Source organism: Marinobacter suaedae, from assembly GCF_030519635.1.
Taxonomy (GTDB): domain Bacteria; phylum Pseudomonadota; class Gammaproteobacteria; order Pseudomonadales; family Oleiphilaceae; genus Marinobacter; species Marinobacter suaedae.
In genome coordinates, this window is the sequence record NZ_JAUMIS010000002.1 from 277,395 (window position 1) to 291,756 (window position 14,362).

The 14,362-nt window shown below is 56.1% G+C and carries 14 protein-coding genes, 2 tRNA genes and 2 riboswitches; of the genes, 7 read left to right on the forward strand and 9 right to left on the reverse strand.

Going from position 1 to position 14,362, the window contains the following annotated elements; genetic code table 11:
- Positions 1-128: 128 nt before the first annotated feature.
- The 4 genes from QVZ43_RS10105 (at position 129) to pgsA (ending at position 3,556) form a co-directional block, all read left to right on the forward strand.
- Positions 129-377: a YheU family protein gene (locus QVZ43_RS10105; protein WP_302909837.1), complete on the forward strand. Its 249-nt coding sequence runs from the start codon at positions 129-131 to the stop codon at positions 375-377.
- A 102-nt stretch (positions 378-479) separates the two neighbouring features.
- Complete coding sequence (uvrY, locus tag QVZ43_RS10110) at positions 480-1,136, forward strand: UvrY/SirA/GacA family response regulator transcription factor (RefSeq protein WP_223793687.1); 657 nt, start codon at positions 480-482, stop codon at positions 1,134-1,136.
- Positions 1,120-2,979: an excinuclease ABC subunit UvrC gene (gene uvrC, locus QVZ43_RS10115; protein ID WP_302909838.1), complete on the forward strand. Its 1,860-nt coding sequence runs from the start codon at positions 1,120-1,122 to the stop codon at positions 2,977-2,979. Before uvrY ends, uvrC begins: the two co-directional genes overlap by 17 nt.
- Positions 2,980-2,986: 7 nt before the next feature.
- Entirely contained in the window at positions 2,987-3,556 is a 570-nt protein-coding gene (gene pgsA, locus QVZ43_RS10120; RefSeq protein WP_223793685.1) for a CDP-diacylglycerol--glycerol-3-phosphate 3-phosphatidyltransferase, read from the forward strand.
- Here pgsA and QVZ43_RS10125 read toward each other — a convergent pair.
- The 7 genes from QVZ43_RS10125 to thiB all read right to left on the reverse strand — a co-directional run bounded on the left by QVZ43_RS10125 (position 3,493) and on the right by thiB (position 10,397).
- Positions 3,493-4,137, reverse strand: a complete 645-nt coding sequence (locus tag QVZ43_RS10125; RefSeq protein WP_302909839.1) for an ABC-type transport auxiliary lipoprotein family protein — start codon at positions 4,135-4,137, stop codon at positions 3,493-3,495. The genes pgsA and QVZ43_RS10125 overlap by 64 nt on opposite strands.
- Complete coding sequence (locus QVZ43_RS10130) at positions 4,134-5,072, reverse strand: MlaD family protein (RefSeq protein ID WP_302909840.1); 939 nt, start codon at positions 5,070-5,072, stop codon at positions 4,134-4,136. The genes QVZ43_RS10125 and QVZ43_RS10130 overlap by 4 nt, the downstream gene beginning before the upstream one ends.
- A gap of 4 nt (positions 5,073-5,076) precedes the next feature.
- Positions 5,077-5,907 (reverse strand): ABC transporter ATP-binding protein, encoded by an 831-nt coding sequence (locus QVZ43_RS10135; protein WP_302909841.1) that lies wholly within the window; start codon positions 5,905-5,907, stop codon positions 5,077-5,079.
- A 2-nt stretch (positions 5,908-5,909) separates the two neighbouring features.
- Positions 5,910-6,983, reverse strand: a complete 1,074-nt coding sequence (locus tag QVZ43_RS10140; protein WP_302909842.1) for an MlaE family ABC transporter permease — start codon at positions 6,981-6,983, stop codon at positions 5,910-5,912.
- Between the two features lie 128 nt (positions 6,984-7,111).
- Positions 7,112-7,726, reverse strand: coding sequence for an ATP-binding cassette domain-containing protein (locus tag QVZ43_RS10145; RefSeq protein WP_302909843.1), 615 nt, complete (start codon positions 7,724-7,726; stop codon positions 7,112-7,114).
- Complete coding sequence (gene thiP, locus QVZ43_RS10150) at positions 7,719-9,377, reverse strand: thiamine/thiamine pyrophosphate ABC transporter permease (RefSeq protein ID WP_302909844.1); 1,659 nt, start codon at positions 9,375-9,377, stop codon at positions 7,719-7,721. The genes QVZ43_RS10145 and thiP overlap by 8 nt, the downstream gene beginning before the upstream one ends.
- Positions 9,378-9,395: 18 nt before the next feature.
- Entirely contained in the window at positions 9,396-10,397 is a 1,002-nt protein-coding gene (gene thiB, locus QVZ43_RS10155) for a thiamine ABC transporter substrate binding subunit (RefSeq protein WP_302909845.1), read from the reverse strand.
- 53 nt (positions 10,398-10,450) lie between these two features.
- A riboswitch (TPP riboswitch) is annotated at positions 10,451-10,552 on the reverse strand.
- Positions 10,553-10,711: 159 nt separating this feature from the next.
- Here thiB and QVZ43_RS10160 point away from each other — a divergent pair.
- The 3 genes from QVZ43_RS10160 (at position 10,712) to QVZ43_RS10170 (ending at position 12,721) form a co-directional block, all read left to right on the forward strand.
- A tRNA-Gly gene (locus QVZ43_RS10160) sits at positions 10,712-10,787 on the forward strand.
- Between the two features lie 100 nt (positions 10,788-10,887).
- Positions 10,888-10,961 (forward strand) — tRNA-Cys (locus QVZ43_RS10165).
- A 268-nt stretch (positions 10,962-11,229) separates the two neighbouring features.
- Positions 11,230-11,328, forward strand: a riboswitch (glycine riboswitch).
- A 172-nt stretch (positions 11,329-11,500) separates the two neighbouring features.
- Complete coding sequence (locus QVZ43_RS10170; RefSeq protein ID WP_223793677.1) at positions 11,501-12,721, forward strand: D-amino acid dehydrogenase; 1,221 nt, start codon at positions 11,501-11,503, stop codon at positions 12,719-12,721.
- Between the two features lie 80 nt (positions 12,722-12,801).
- On the opposite strand, the gene QVZ43_RS10175 is transcribed toward QVZ43_RS10170, so the two are convergent.
- Entirely contained in the window at positions 12,802-14,055 is a 1,254-nt protein-coding gene (locus tag QVZ43_RS10175) for a MipA/OmpV family protein (RefSeq protein WP_338140893.1), read from the reverse strand.
- Complete coding sequence (locus QVZ43_RS10180) at positions 13,961-14,332, reverse strand: VOC family protein (protein ID WP_223793676.1); 372 nt, start codon at positions 14,330-14,332, stop codon at positions 13,961-13,963. Before QVZ43_RS10180 ends, QVZ43_RS10175 begins: the two co-directional genes overlap by 95 nt.
- Between the last annotated feature and the right edge of the window lie 30 nt (positions 14,333-14,362).

Here is a 14,362-nt window from a genome sequence, read left to right on the forward strand (position 1 = left end):
CGTGCTCAGCGCCTCGGCGAGGACATTCGACCTCGAGTTTTGCGAACTAACGAAGCCGTTAACTTCTGCAAAATCTCTTCTCTGATTGGGTCACAGCCCCTACCATGCTGTTGTATAAAGTAGGGGTTATGACCGACCAACGTGATGCAGGACAACCGGATCCCCGACAGCAACCGTTTGTCGTGGACACCGAACTGCTGAGTGAGGATCAGATCAGTGGCCTGGTGGATGAGTATTGCACCCGGTATCACGGCCTGAACGAATCGGAAAACCCACTGGGCGAACGGAATCGGGTGCTCGCTGCTGTCAGGCGAGGGGAGCTGGTCGTCTGGTTTGATCCCGTGGAGAACACTGCTGGTCTTGGAGCGCCGGCGTAGAGAGCTTTACCCGTCATAAGGATTTCGGGTTTTACTTATAACAATGGTATGGTTACGGTTAAAATGCCACTGTTTTAGCGTAGTCCGTGTGCGAGGTGAAATTTGATCAGGGTATTGGTTGTTGATGACCATGAGCTGGTGCGTTCCGGAATAACCCGGATGCTCGCGGATAACCCCGATCTCGAGGTTATCGGTCAGGCGTCTTCCGGAGAAGACGCTATCGAATTTGTCCGAAAAGAGCGTCCGGACATTGTCCTGATGGACATCCGGATGCCGGGTATCGGCGGGCTTGAGGCGACGCGCCGGATTCTTCGAATTGATGACAGCGTCCGCGTTATCGTGGTAACTGCCTGCGCGGATGATCCCTATCCCACCCGTGTGATGCAGAGTGGGGCCACGGCCTACATCACCAAGGGCGCGGACATCAAAGAGATGGTTCGCGCCATCCGCATGGCCCACTCTGGCCAGCGTTACATCAGTCCTGAAATTGCCCAGAAAATGGCGCTCAAACAGCTTAGTGGCGACCATGACGAGGGCGCGCTATCCCTGTTCGAACGGCTTTCCGAGCGTGAAATGCAGATCGCCATGATGGTTGTGGATTGCCAGAAGGTTCAGGATATTTCCGACAAACTCTGCCTGAGCCCGAAAACCGTCAACAGTTACCGCTATCGAATTTTTGAGAAGCTGGAAATTTCCAGCGACGTGGAACTGGCCTTGATGGCTGTTCGGGTCGGATTGCTGGATGCCGACAAAGTCTGACTCTGATTCACTCCCCGCTGAGTTCGACAGCGCACATTTCCTCAAACAGCTCACCGAAAGGCCCGGCGTCTACAGGATGTACGACCGGGGCGGTGACGTTCTATACGTGGGCAAGGCCCGCAATCTCAAAAAACGAGTCAGCAGCTATTTTCGTAAAAGCGGCCTCGCACCAAAAACCGAGGCCCTGGTTGGCAAGATTGCGGCGATTGAAGTAACCATCACCGGCAGTGAAACCGAAGCGTTGCTGCTGGAACAAAACCTGATCAAGTCGTTACGCCCGCCCTACAACATCCTGCTCAGGGACGATAAGTCCTACCCCTATATCTACCTCTCATCCCACAGCGATTACCCTTCGCTGACGTTTCGTCGGGGGCGGACGAAAAAGGGCGGCGGAACCTGGTTCGGCCCTTTCCCGAGTTCGGGTGCGGTCAAGGAAAGTCTTAATGTTCTGCAAAAGGTTTTCCGAATAAGAAATTGTAATGAAAGCTATTTTAGAAACCGTACGCGTCCCTGTCTGCAGTATCAGATTAATCGCTGCACTGCGCCATGCGTGGGCTACATCACCCCCGAGCAGTATCAGGAGGATATCCGTCACGCGACCATGTTCCTCGAGGGCAAGAATCCCGCAATTATTCGCGATCTGATGGATGCGATGGAAAAAGCCTCACAAAATCTGGAGTTCGAAAAAGCGGCGGGCTATCGCGACCAGATTAACCATCTTCGCCATGTTCAGGAACAGCAGTCCGTGGAAGGGGGCTCCGGCGATGCCGATGTGGTTTCTATTGCCCAGGACGCCGGTGTGGTGTGTGTTGTGGTGATCGTGGTGAGAGGCGGTCGTGTGCTCGGTACCAAAAATTACTTCCCCAGGTTCTCCATTGAGCAGACCGAGGGGGAACTGCTGGGCGCGTTCCTTGGGCAGTACTATCTGGGCGGAGACGCGCATCGGGAGATTCCAAAAGACATCCTGGTGCCCGTCGAGGTTGATGGGCAGGCCCTGATCGCTGAGGCTCTGTCAGAAGCGGCCGGACGGGAAACGCGAATCCGGGGCAATGTGCGGGGCGAGCGCCGGGGATGGCTTGAGCTGGCCATGACGAATGCCCGCCAGACCCTGCTGACTCACCTGGCCAGCAAGGAAACGGTTTACCGACGCCTTCTGGCGCTGAGGGATTTGCTCGAGCTGCCCGAAACACCGGCACGCATGGAATGTTTCGATATCAGCCACAGCCATGGTGAAAATACCGTCGCATCTTGCGTCGTTTTTGACGAGAATGGCCCCCTGAAAAGCGATTACCGTCTATACAACATTGAGGGCATCACTGGCGGGGACGATTACGCCGCGATGCGTCAGGTATTGGGGCGCCGATATAAACGCATGGTGTCCGACCAAGGTAAGCGACCGGATCTGGTGTTTATTGACGGGGGTAAGGGTCAGCTCAACATAGCCCGGGAAGTATTTGACGAGCTGGGGATTTCAGATATCCCACTGATTGGCGTTGCCAAGGGTGTGACTCGCCGGGCTGGTATGGAACAATTGATCGACGCCATGACCGGGGACATCTTCCGCGTGCCGGCGGATTCACCCGCACTGCATCTCATTCAGCATATCCGGGACGAGTCACACCGGTTTGCCATTACCGGGCACCGGGCCAGGCGAGACAAGAAGCGTCGGCAGTCTACCCTTGAGGGCATTGAGGGGGTAGGACCTAAACGTCGGCGGGAATTGATTCGCTACTTCGGTGGAATACAGGAAATCCGCAAAGCCAGTGTGGATGAGATCGCCAAGGTTCAGGGGGTCAGCAAGTCACTGGCGGAAAATATCTACGCTGCACTTCATAACGAGTAAGGAAACGATGAACTTACCCAATATCCTCACCCTGTCACGGATCATCATGATCCCCGTTTTTGTGGTGATTTTTTACCTGCCGGTGGATTGGAGCTATCTGGTGAGTGCTTGCATCTTTGCACTGGCGGGAATGACCGATTGGCTGGATGGGTATTTGGCCCGGAAGCTCAACCAGAGCACGCCGTTCGGCGCCTTCCTGGACCCGGTGGCGGATAAGTTGATGGTGGCAGTAGCCCTAGCGGTGCTGATTGAAGAACACGCCAATTTCATACTGACCCTTCCGGCATCGGTCATTATTGGTCGGGAAATCGTGATTTCCGCATTGCGTGAATGGATGGCGGAGATCGGTAGTCGGGCCAGTGTGGCGGTGTCTTACATCGGGAAAATCAAAACCACAGCCCAGATGGCGTCCATTGTTGGTTTGCTGGCGTTCCCTCCGGGCAATGTCTGGTCGAACGTATCCATTGCGTTACTCTATGTGGCTGCGGTGCTGACCTTGTGGTCCATGGTGCTCTACCTTAGGGCTGCCTGGCCGGATCTGTTTCCGTCTGAAGAATCCGCAGACTCTCCACAGTGAACAGCCCAGGCGGCAACTTCGCCTGCAATGGCTGCGCCCGCCTGGTTGAAGGTCTGGACGATGGCCTCAATATCGCCGGCTGGTGAAATTTCGACCACGCTGAAGGTGCGGGTACAGAGCTTTTCCCTTGAGCGGTTTGCCACAAGCTGGCTGTGCAATTCGATCATTATAGCCGGGGTGGGCCGGCCGTTTTCCGTATGAAACGCACTCAGTTCGCTGATCAGGGTCCAGTCGGTATCTACCGGATTGGTTTCACCGACCACGGACTCGAACGCGTTGGCAGATCGAAGTGTTTGAACCAGTAAGTCCCGCACGATGACCGGAATGGTATCCCGCCAGCGAACGTCTTCGTATATACGGAATTCCCAGGGTGTAGGCTTGGCAAGAATACGGCTGCCATTGAATGGATCAGACGCGTAGGGCGTGTCGACACGCAGACTGTAGGGTCTCTTTTCAGCCGCGCGGAAATCGACCGTAGCGGCGGAAAAATCCATTACCCGGCGAGCCTCCGGATTCGGAAAGACACTACACCCGTGCAAGAACGCCAGTACACTGGCGCACAGGGTTAATTTCCTTATCACTCTGAATACTCCTTCATCGATTCACCGCCCCAGATGGCTCGGGTCGGATCTTCGCTGACACGGCGCGTAATCTGATTCAGGTTACGCAGGGTGGAACGCAACTCCCGAAGCGCTGGCGCGAGCTCGCCCATTCCCTGCAGGCCGGACGCAAGCGCACCTTCGTTTTCAATCGTCAGTCGATCGACTCGATTGGCCGTGGTCTGTATGGTTTTCAGGGCGCTGTCTAATGCCTCCAGCACACTTAGCCCCTGATTGTTGAGAATGGAACTGGCGTTATCGGATACCTCCGACACCTTGACTGCGGCTTCGCGGGCACTGAGAGCGGCGATCTCCATGCTTTCAAGAAGATTACTCAACTGTTCCCGTTGCTCCATCAGACCGCTGGTCATTTCCCGGGTATTGGCCAGTATGACGGTCAGGTTTTCTGCATTCCGGTCCGAGAAGGCGCGATTGGTGTTGGAAAGCAAGCTGTCAGCTTTGCTGAGGAGATCCTGACCGCTGGAAAGTAAAGAATCGAACGGAGATGGCTGGGCCATGATCAGGGGCGGGGACTCCCTGCTTCCCCGAAGTTGTGGGCTGTCCGGAGTGCCCCCCGTAAACTGGATGCTCATGCTGCCGGTAATGTTAGCGAGCACCAAGCCGGCTTCGGTGTTCTCGCGAATGGGTATATTGTCATCCACCCGGATCAGGACCCGCACGTGGCTTGGGTTGTTGGTGTCGAGGGTCATGTCCACGACATCGCCCACCTGAACGCCACTGTAGAGTACTGGATTGCCGCGTGACAGTCCGCTCACCGGATGGTCAAAACCAATATGGTAATAAGCCCAGTCCCGATCGGTGGCGGATTTTGTCAGCCAGAGTGCGAAGCCTAGCGCGGCTGCAAATGCTGTGAGCGTGAACAGGCCAATAATCACGTGATGAGCTTTGGGTTCCATGGTGTTACTCCTGGCCGTGTTCCGGATGAGCCGCTGGTGTGGCGGCCGCTGCGCGACCTCTCGGGCCATTGAAATAGTTTTGTATCCACGGATCCTGTGTGGCGGCGACCTTTTCCAAACGGTCTGCCACAAGGACCTTCTTCCGGGACAGGACAGCAATCCGGTCGCAGCTTGAGTGCAGCGTATCCAGATCGTGGGTGACCAGAAAAACAGTCAGTCCGAGGGCGTCACGAAGCGTTACGATCAACTCGTCGAAGCCTGCCGCGCTGATGGGATCGAGTCCTGCTGTTGGTTCGTCCAAAAACAAAATCTCAGGATCCAGGGCCAGCGCCCTCGCTAATCCTGCCCGTTTGACCATGCCGCCTGAAAGCTCTGACGGGAATTTTAACGCGGCATCGGACGGCAGGCCGGTGAGCGCAAGTTTCATGCGGGCGAGGTGATGCGCGTCTTTTCGGGTAAGTCCCGCGTGCTCTATCAGGGGAACGGCCACGTTGTCCTGCAAATTCAGAGAGGTAAACAAGGCGCCACCCTGAAACAGAACGCCCACGCGCTGCTTCACTCGTGACCGTTGTTCAGCGGACAGCTCTTCGAGGTTTTTACCAAACAGACGAATCTGGCCTCCGGCGGGTTTGTTCAGACCAACAATGGTCCGGAGCAGGACCGTTTTCCCGGTTCCCGATCCGCCCACAACACCAAGTATTTCACCGGTTTGCAGGTCCAGGTCCAGCTGGTCGTGGACCACCTGAGTGCCAAATCGGTTGCACAGTTTTCTCACCTCGATGACAGTCTTGCCAAGGGAGTCGGGGTGGGGTTCCAGATGGTGATGTCTGACCATGGTTACCACCCCATTTCCATAAAAAACAAAGCGGCTATGGAGTCGAACAGTATCACCGTGAAAATGGACTGAACCACGCTGGATGTCGTGTGCTCGCCCACAGACTGGGCGCTGCCACTGACCTTGAACCCTTCCAGACACCCAATGACGGCAATGAGGAACGCAAACAAGGGGGCTTTGGAAAGTCCGACAAGGAAATGGCGAAGCTCAATATCTCGTTCAACGATGGCCATAAACTGAGGGGGATAGATGTCCAGCGTAAGGGCGCACACCGCAGCACCGCCGACCATGCCAGCCATCATGCCGACGAAAGTGAGGATCGGCAGACTAACCATCATCGCCAGCACCCTGGGTATGACCAGAAGCTCAATCGGGTTCAGGCCCAGGGTTCGGATCGCATCGATCTCCTGATTCACTTTCATTGCGCCGATGTGAGCCGTAAAGGAACTGGCGGTGCGCCCGGCAAGAAGTATGGCGGCCAGAAGCACACCGAATTCACGGAGGAAGGAGAAGGCCACCAGGTTTACGGTGTAAATGGTCGCACCGAAGTCCTGCAGCACGGTAGCGCCAAGGAAGGCAACAACAGCACCAACCAGAAATGTGAGCAAGGCTACGATGGGCAGCGCGTTTAGCCCGGTGTCCTGAATGGCCGACACAAAGGGTGTCAGGCGCCAGCGCCAGGGACGGGGGAGTAACCAGAAAATAGCCGCCAGTGTTTGCCCAATGAACGCATTAAGCTCCTTGAGTAACTGGAAGAGGCTATCTGTACGCTGGCCGACGTCAGATAAAAAGCGCAGGGGCGCGACCAGTTTCAGTACCGGAGGCGTCGGCTCTTGCTCCAGCGCCTTGCATACGGCCGCCAGAAGCGCGGACTTCTCTTCCGGTAAGGTTTTTGCGAGGGTTCGGAGGCGCGTTGCGCCAAGAAGTGAGGCGAGTTGGGCCGCGCCGGCGGTGTCAACGTGCCCCAGTTCGGATATGTCGACGGTCAGTTGATCAGGGTTCTGTGGAGATGCCCGGCTAACTTCCTGTTGCAGTGATGCGTAATCGGCAAGTGTCCAGTCACCCCGAATCGTCATGGAGTTCCCGGATATCACGGCTTCGCCAGGTTTTGGCCTATGCGCCGCGAACACCGGCTTTTCATCGCTGGCATGGCTGGTCACGTCTTGGGTACAGTCCGTTGTTTTAGTGTTGTCCTTCTTCTAGCTTATAAACTCAATTGCTTATCTGCCAGTATGTTTCGGTCCTCTTGATCGTGGCTCGCCAGAATCAGTGTGACTCCCTTCGCTTTTTGGGCCAATAGCAGCTCGCGAACGGTGCTGCGGGTGACGATATCCAGCCCGGTCATGGGTTCATCCAGCAAAAGAATGGGCTGCTCGCGCAGAATGGACCGTACGATGGCCACTCTCTGGCGCTGCCCCCCAGATAACTCCCCCGGCATTCGTGTTCCCAACCCAGAAAGCCCAACCCGTTCCAGATATTCTCCAATGGATTTTCGCTGCTTGCCCGACAACTTCAGCCCCGGGTGAATGCCGAGACCGATATTGGTTTCAATATTGAGGTGTTCAAACAGATTGTGTTCCTGGAAAACGATGGTCATGGGGCGGTCCCAGGGCTGGAGCCTGCTGATCGAGACGTTGTTCCAGCGGATGTCGCCGGACGACGGCTCGAGAAACCCGGCAAGTAACGCCAGCAGCGTTGATTTTCCGGATCCGCTTGGCCCGTCTATCGCCAGGCATTCACCCGTGTGGACCCGAAAATCGAATTGCCACAGGCGGCTCTCGGAGTTGTAGGCAAACTGGATGCTCTCAACATCAAGCACGGGCGGACTCCATTGGCTGGTCGGTTTTGGACACATTTTTGGGCGAACGTGTAATAAGGCCAGTGACTAAAAACAGACCGAGTAAAAGGACCAGTAGCCACAGGCCGGTGGTCGCAGCAGCTTGCATCTGGTAGCTGCCCAGCTGCTGGTAGAGCAAGACCGGAATGGTAGGCTCATTAGGCGTTCCAAACAGGGCTATAACGCCAAAGTCACCCAGGGACAGACCTGCACCATAGGCAATGCCAAGGCCCAGAGGGCGGCGAAGGCGGGGCCAATACAGCAGCCGCCAGCGATACCAGCCACGGATATTCAGTTGGTCGGCCTGGCGCAGGGACATGGCATCCATCGAATCCAGCGGAGCCCGAATAATCTGAATCACGAATGGAAGCGCCATCAACGCATTGACCAGGGCAACCAGACCAAACGCTTCCACGTTCATGCCCAGCTTGGGCCGAATGGCCAGAAACAAACCGGTACCAAGTACCAGCGGTGGAATGAATAAAGGCACATGAGCCAGCGTGGCTGGCATACGGGCCAACCAACGGTTCCTGGTGGTCCGATAACCACCAAGTATCAACAGCGCAGCGGCGACCGAAACAAAGCCGGCGGGAAGAGCAATAATCAGGCTGCGAAGCGTGGCTTTCAGTAACGCCGAGTCTGCCAGGGGGAGGAGGGAGTCAGGTAAGCCCGGAAGGCCCCTGAACACGACGAAGGCCAGCGGAAAAAGGAGAAAGCTGGCGAACAGTGTGATCAGCACCGAATCTCCATAGCGGCTGATGCCCCGGCTATCCTTCCGTTTTGGTGCCAAGGACAGCTGGCGCCCGGGAACCAGGGCACTGTCCATGCCTCGACGGAGCGCGAGATACCAGAGCGTGCCACAAATAACCAGCTGAACGATCGCCAGCATGGCTGCCCTGGATGAATCAAATTCGAACCTTAATGCTTGATAGATCGCCACTTCCAGCGTGGTGGCCCCGGGGCCGCCTCCGAGGGTCATCACAATTGCGAAGCTGGTGAAGCATAGCGTGAAAACCAGGGTGGCAACGCCGGGCAAAACATTTTTTATGGCGGGCCATTCCAGTGCGCGCCAGAGCCAGAGGGATCCGAGACCCAACTGGCTGGCAATTCGTCGTTGGGGAGCCGGTACGCGATCAAACGCCATGAGCAGGATGCGAGCAGCCATTGGCGCATTGAAGAAGACGTGAGCCAGAACGATACCGTTGAGACCATAGAGTGACCAGCCAGCATCCAAGCCTGCTGCCTGAAGCCACTGGGTAAGCCAGCCCTGGCGGCCGTAGATACCTACCAGGCCGGAAACCGCCACGATAGTCGGAATGACCAGACTCAATTCCATCAGGCGCAGCAGAAGGGAGCGCCCCGGAAATTGGCGGTGGCGAACCAGTGCTCGCGCGACAGGGATTGCCAGCAAGATGCTGAGCAGTGTTGATAGCACAGCTTGCCATACGGTGAAACGAAGGACGTTTCGCAGGTAGGCGCTTTGCCATAAGTCCGGCAATGGCAGGTTCGGCGATTGCCAGAGCAGGGCACCGACGCCGCCGAAGGCCAAAACAAGGATTCCCGCGCCCACCATGAGACCGGGCCAGCGAAGCCAGTTAGGGTTACTCAGGGGTGGGGTGGTTTTCAATTCCAAAGCTCGCATCCGCCAGCGTCAGCGCGTCATGGCATCCAGCCATTCGTCCACCCAGGCCCGCCGGTTTGCGGAGACGGTGGCGGGCTGGAAATACCGTGTGGTGCCGGGATTGATTAGTCTGTCGAAGACCTCTGGCATGGCGTCGCCCAGTTCGATTGCCGGATACATGACATTTTTGAGCGGGATATGAGACTGAAATTCCGGGGTCAGCATAAAGGCCAGGAACTCTCTCGCCAATTCCTTCTGATCCGATGCTGCGACCAGGGCTGCAACCTCCACTTGCAGGTAGTGGCCCTCTTGAAATTTTGCGGCCTGATAGCGATCGGTCTTGTCGATTGCCATATGGTAGGCCGGTGACGTGCTGTAGGAGAGAATCAGGGGGGCCTCACCGTTCATGAACAGCGAAAAATAGCCATCGCTCCAGCTCTTGGTGGTGGTGAGAATCTTGTTACTGAGTAACTGCCACTTCTGCGGCGCCTGTTCGCCGTAGATGTGGCGCATCCAGAGCAGCAAACCCAAACCCGGTGTGCTGGTTCGCGGGTCCTGGATGATGATTTTCAGGTCTTCCGGCGCGTTTATCAGTTCCTCCATGCTTTGAGGTGGCTCGGACAGCTGTTCTGTGTCGTAAACAAAGGCGAAATAACCCCAGTCATAGGGCACGAACAGCTCATCCTGCCATTCAATTGGCAGACTTAAGGGAGCAAGGTCGGTGTTGTGAGGGGCGAGCAGGCCGGTTTTTCGGGCAGCCTCCATGGTCCCGGTGTCCAGGCCGAGCACCAGGTCCGCCTCGGTGGCGTCGCCCTCGAGGCGAAGGCGCTGATGGATGTCGCCACTGCTGCCCAGTGCAATGAAATTCAAATCACACTGACAGGTTTCTTCAAACGCTTTCTCAATGGCCGGGCCGGGCCCCCATTCTGCAACGAAGGATGGGTAGGTATAGATATTCAGGGTAGCTGTCTGAGCGGTGGGCGAATATAAAACTGACGTAGCCAGAACAAGGCTCAGTGCGCGAATGACCATACCTCAAACCCTCCAGATACTTGGTGGGGTATGACCATACAGCGTGTTTCAGCCTTAAAGCGGTACTCAATCCCTTCGCCGGCATGACCCGGATCAGGTTCCGCGGGTATGGTCTCAGCCCTACGTTTAAAGTTCGGGCACCCCGTTGAGAAAAACAAAGTCTAACATGGCTTTAGGGGGAGTGGTGGTTATTCCTCCTGCACTCATATCGGCCCGGCAGGACGAAAAATAGGCAAAGTCGAAGACGGAATAAAAACTTCAAAAAAGTGGTTGACGCGTTCGGCCGAATCCGTAGAATACGCCCACGTTGTCGAGCGGGAATAGCTCAGTTGGTAGAGCACAACCTTGCCAAGGTTGGGGTCGCGAGTTCGAATCTCGTTTCCCGCTCCAATTTTTCTCCGGCCAGACTGGTAGAAAATGAACGGCGACAACCAAGTCTCTCACAGCCCACCTGAGAGCAGCTAAGCCTAAATCCTTCAGGCTTTTCCCCGGCGCGGTGGCAGAGTGGTTATGCAGCGGACTGCAACTCCGTGTACGCCGGTTCGATTCCGACCCGCGCCTCCATTACTTCCCTTTGTAGTGAGTCTTATCAAGCAAGGCTTCATCGAGTGTCGTAACATCCGGCATGAGGTTTAGTAAGGATCCAGCGGCTTCACTCTTCTAATATGGCAATGACGTGGATTAGTGCTTACCTCGTCGCAAGCAGGTGGTGATCCACCAAATCCGCTAGCTCTTCGGTCCTATCCTAAATTCATTTGATATTTCAGGCAGCAGTTCCTCACTTTTCCTTTATTTGCTAAAGTTCGAACCTTTGGTGGCGCCCCTGGCGCTGCGCGCGCTTGCGGGAGAGATCGGTCCATGTAAACAGGGGATCGGCGCCGAAGGAGCAACTGCCCCGGAAACTCTCAGGCAAAAGGACCGCTCGCGTGAAGAACTTTCCGAAGAGTTGCCGGCGACTGCGTCATCCGGCACACCGAAGGAGCAAGCGGGCCACGCTGTTATTGGTGGCGCGTGAATCTCTCAGGTCCCGTGACGGAAGGGGTGCTTTCTGCCTAACTTGAGGACGGCAGAGAGGGAACCCTGGGCGCGTCATGGAGACTTTAATGAAACGTATTGCTGTTATTGGTGGTGGTATCACGGGTATCACTACGGCTTATTCTCTCGCCAAGCGCGGACTCGACGTTACCGTTTACGAAAAACACCGCTACGCCGCGATGGAAACGTCGTTCGCAAACGGTGGCCAGCTGTCTGCCTCGAATGCCGAGGTATGGAACAACTGGGGTACGGTCATGAAAGGCATCAAGTGGATGTCCCGCCGTGACGCCCCGTTGCTGGTAAACCCTAAGCCGTCCTGGCACAAAATGAGCTGGTTTGCAGAATTCATCGCTGCCATTCCCCAGTACGAAAAGAACACCACTGAAACAGCTCGCCTTGCGATTGCGGCACGCGATCATTTGTTTGCCTGGGCAGAGGAAGAGGGCATCGACTTCGATCTCAAGAAGCAAGGCATTCTTCATATTTATCGCAATAAGGAAGGGTTCGATCACGCTGCCAATGTTTCCCGACTTCTTGCCGCGGGTGGACTTGAGCGTCGCCCGGTAACTCCGGAAGAAATGCGCTCTATTGAGCCAACGCTGGCGGGCACCTATTACGGCGGCTTCTACACCGAGAGTGACTCTACGGGTGACATTCACAAGTTCACCAATGGTCTTGCAGATGCCATCAAGCGCTTGGGCGTGAAAACTAACTACGGCCACGATGTGATTGAAGTTAGCGCGGATGAAAAGAACGTCTGGATTACCGCGCACGATGGCACCGAGCAGACCCGCGATACTTTCGATGGCGTGGTTATCTGCGGTGGTGTCGGCAGTCGTGCACTTGCCGCCAAGCTTGGCGACCGCGTCAACATCTATCCGGTTAAGGGTTATTCGATCACTGTCGAGCTTGATGATGAGGCTTCAAAAAAGGCGGCTCCGACGGTTAGTTTGCTTGATGACGAAACCAAGATCGTGACCAGCCGTCTTGGCGATGGTCGATTCCGGGTAGCGGGAACGGCTGAGTTCAGCGGATATAACCGCGACATTCGTGACGACCGAATCCGCCCGCTGACCCGCTGGGTCGAGGAATGCTTCCCCGGAGTTTGTACTCGCAAGGTGGTTCCATGGGCAGGTCTTCGCCCGATGCTGCCTAACATGATGCCCCGGGTAGGCGGTGGCAAGCTGCCGACCGTGTTTTACAACACCGGTCACGGACACCTCGGCTGGACCCTTTCTGCCATCACCGCCCATATGATTGCGGATGAGGTGGAGAAGAAAAAGGCGTAATCCCTTGAGGGATTGAATGTTCGCACCAAGACTCCGGCCCGCCCCTCGGGCCGGAGTGGTTTTGAATCGGTTACTGCCCCTCAGAAGGCGTAAGTGACTGCGCCAAACCCCTTTAAGACCCGGTCATCTGCCACGATTGGGCTGTCAGTGATGTCGTCACCCAGTTCTTCCACCCCCAGATTCAGGACAACGCGCCAGCTTTCGGTGATCTCATAAAAAGCCCTGACGCCAACTTCCGTTGTAAACGTGTTTCCGACATCGTAGCCATTGAGGCCTGCTCTTGACGCACCGGTTGCGACACCGAAATCGTGATTAGCCAGGTCTGCGCTAATCCAATTAATGCCCAATTCCGGTGTCAGGCGCAGGTTGCCAATCTGGAAGCCGCGGGACACGCTGGCGGACGCGGCGCCACCACCAATTCGATCCAGCACATCGTGCTCGTAGCCCAGATTAAACTCCAGCCCATAGGCCCATTCATAAATAAGCCCGAAGCCAGCCATCAGGGTGCTGTCACGATCACCCAGCCCCGCCAGAACCGGGCTGTCTTTCTCTTCATACGCGCCAACCCGATAAGAGGCTGTCAGGGCCAGCCGCAGGTCGTCGCTACCCAGGATGCCGAATCTCAGTTCGGGCCCAATCCATTGCAGACGTTCGCCAAAGTACGTGATGGCAGGGATAGGCTGAATCACGCTGGCATCCGAACCCACGTAGGGGCTGCTGCGACCAATCACGCCGAGACCCAAACCCCATTGCCCGAATTCCCCCAGTACCCGATATAGCTCAATATCCAGATTGGCGGTGCCGGTTTCTTGCAGCGCAAAACTGGCCTGACGGAACGTTGGAGGGCCTTTCGGCTGGTAGTTGTTTGAAAGCCCGACTGGCTCGCGGGGAATGCCAAAAAAATTCCTGTCGAGTGCCCCGTTATTGTTCTCATCCAGGTAAACCAGAACCGCGACTTCTCCAGTTGGTGTATCTGGGATCAGAAAGGTCCTCGCATCCTGAATTGGGTAGCGAACTTCCGTGGCCGGGTTTCGAAAATCGCCAAAGGCGTCCGCATCATCGTATACCTGCAGTACAACCGTGCCTTCGTCCGGCAAGCCGCTCACCGTAACAGAAATGTCTGCACCAGAACTTGCGGACGCAAAGAGCAGGGCGCAGAGCCCGCAAAATCCGGAAAGGTGTTTTGCGCCAGGGGATCCGGTTCGCCTGGCGCAAGGCTTTGCCTGTATGGAGGGCATCTTAGCCAAAATGGAAGAAAGCCAGTTTGTTGCCATCAGGGTCCCGGACATAGGCGCCGTAGAACTGTCCTGGAATCCGCTGACCGGGTTCCCCATCGCAGGTTGCGCCCAGCTCAATGGCTTTCCGGTAGTGCGCGTCAACGGCATCTTTTCCGGGGAGTTGAATCGAAAACATGTTGCCGTTGCCCGGGTGGTTTGGTTCCTGATTGTAGGGGATGCACACGGCCAGCATCGGGGAGCCCATGTTTTTTCCAAGGAACGCGATGCGATCCATGTCGAGCAGAACCTTGGCGCCAATGTCGCTCAGCAGCTCCGTATAAAAGGCCTTCGCACGAGCCATATCACTGACGCCAATGGTGACGTATCCAATCATTTTTATTTTCTCCAGACTATTTACGGGGTT

Bases quoted from the DNA above. Each gene is read 5' to 3' on its own strand.
- QVZ43_RS10105 (WP_302909837.1), top strand. From the start codon at position 129: ATGACCGACCAACGTGATGCAGGACAACCGGATCCCCGACAGCAACCG.
- uvrC (WP_302909838.1), top strand. From the start codon at position 1,120: ATGCCGACAAAGTCTGACTCTGATTCACTCCCCGCTGAGTTCGACAGC.
- pgsA (WP_223793685.1), top strand. From the start codon at position 2,987: ATGAACTTACCCAATATCCTCACCCTGTCACGGATCATCATGATCCCC.
- QVZ43_RS10130 (WP_302909840.1), bottom strand. From the start codon at position 5,072: ATGGAACCCAAAGCTCATCACGTGATTATTGGCCTGTTCACGCTCACA.
- QVZ43_RS10135 (WP_302909841.1), bottom strand. From the start codon at position 5,907: ATGGTCAGACATCACCATCTGGAACCCCACCCCGACTCCCTTGGCAAG.
- QVZ43_RS10140 (WP_302909842.1), bottom strand. From the start codon at position 6,983: ATGACGATTCGGGGTGACTGGACACTTGCCGATTACGCATCACTGCAA.
- thiB (WP_302909845.1), bottom strand. From the start codon at position 10,397: ATGGTCATTCGCGCACTGAGCCTTGTTCTGGCTACGTCAGTTTTATAT.
- QVZ43_RS10170 (WP_223793677.1), top strand. From the start codon at position 11,501: ATGAAACGTATTGCTGTTATTGGTGGTGGTATCACGGGTATCACTACG.
- QVZ43_RS10175 (WP_338140893.1), bottom strand. From the start codon at position 14,055: ATGGGGAACCCGGTCAGCGGATTCCAGGACAGTTCTACGGCGCCTATG.
- QVZ43_RS10180 (WP_223793676.1), bottom strand. From the start codon at position 14,332: ATGATTGGATACGTCACCATTGGCGTCAGTGATATGGCTCGTGCGAAG.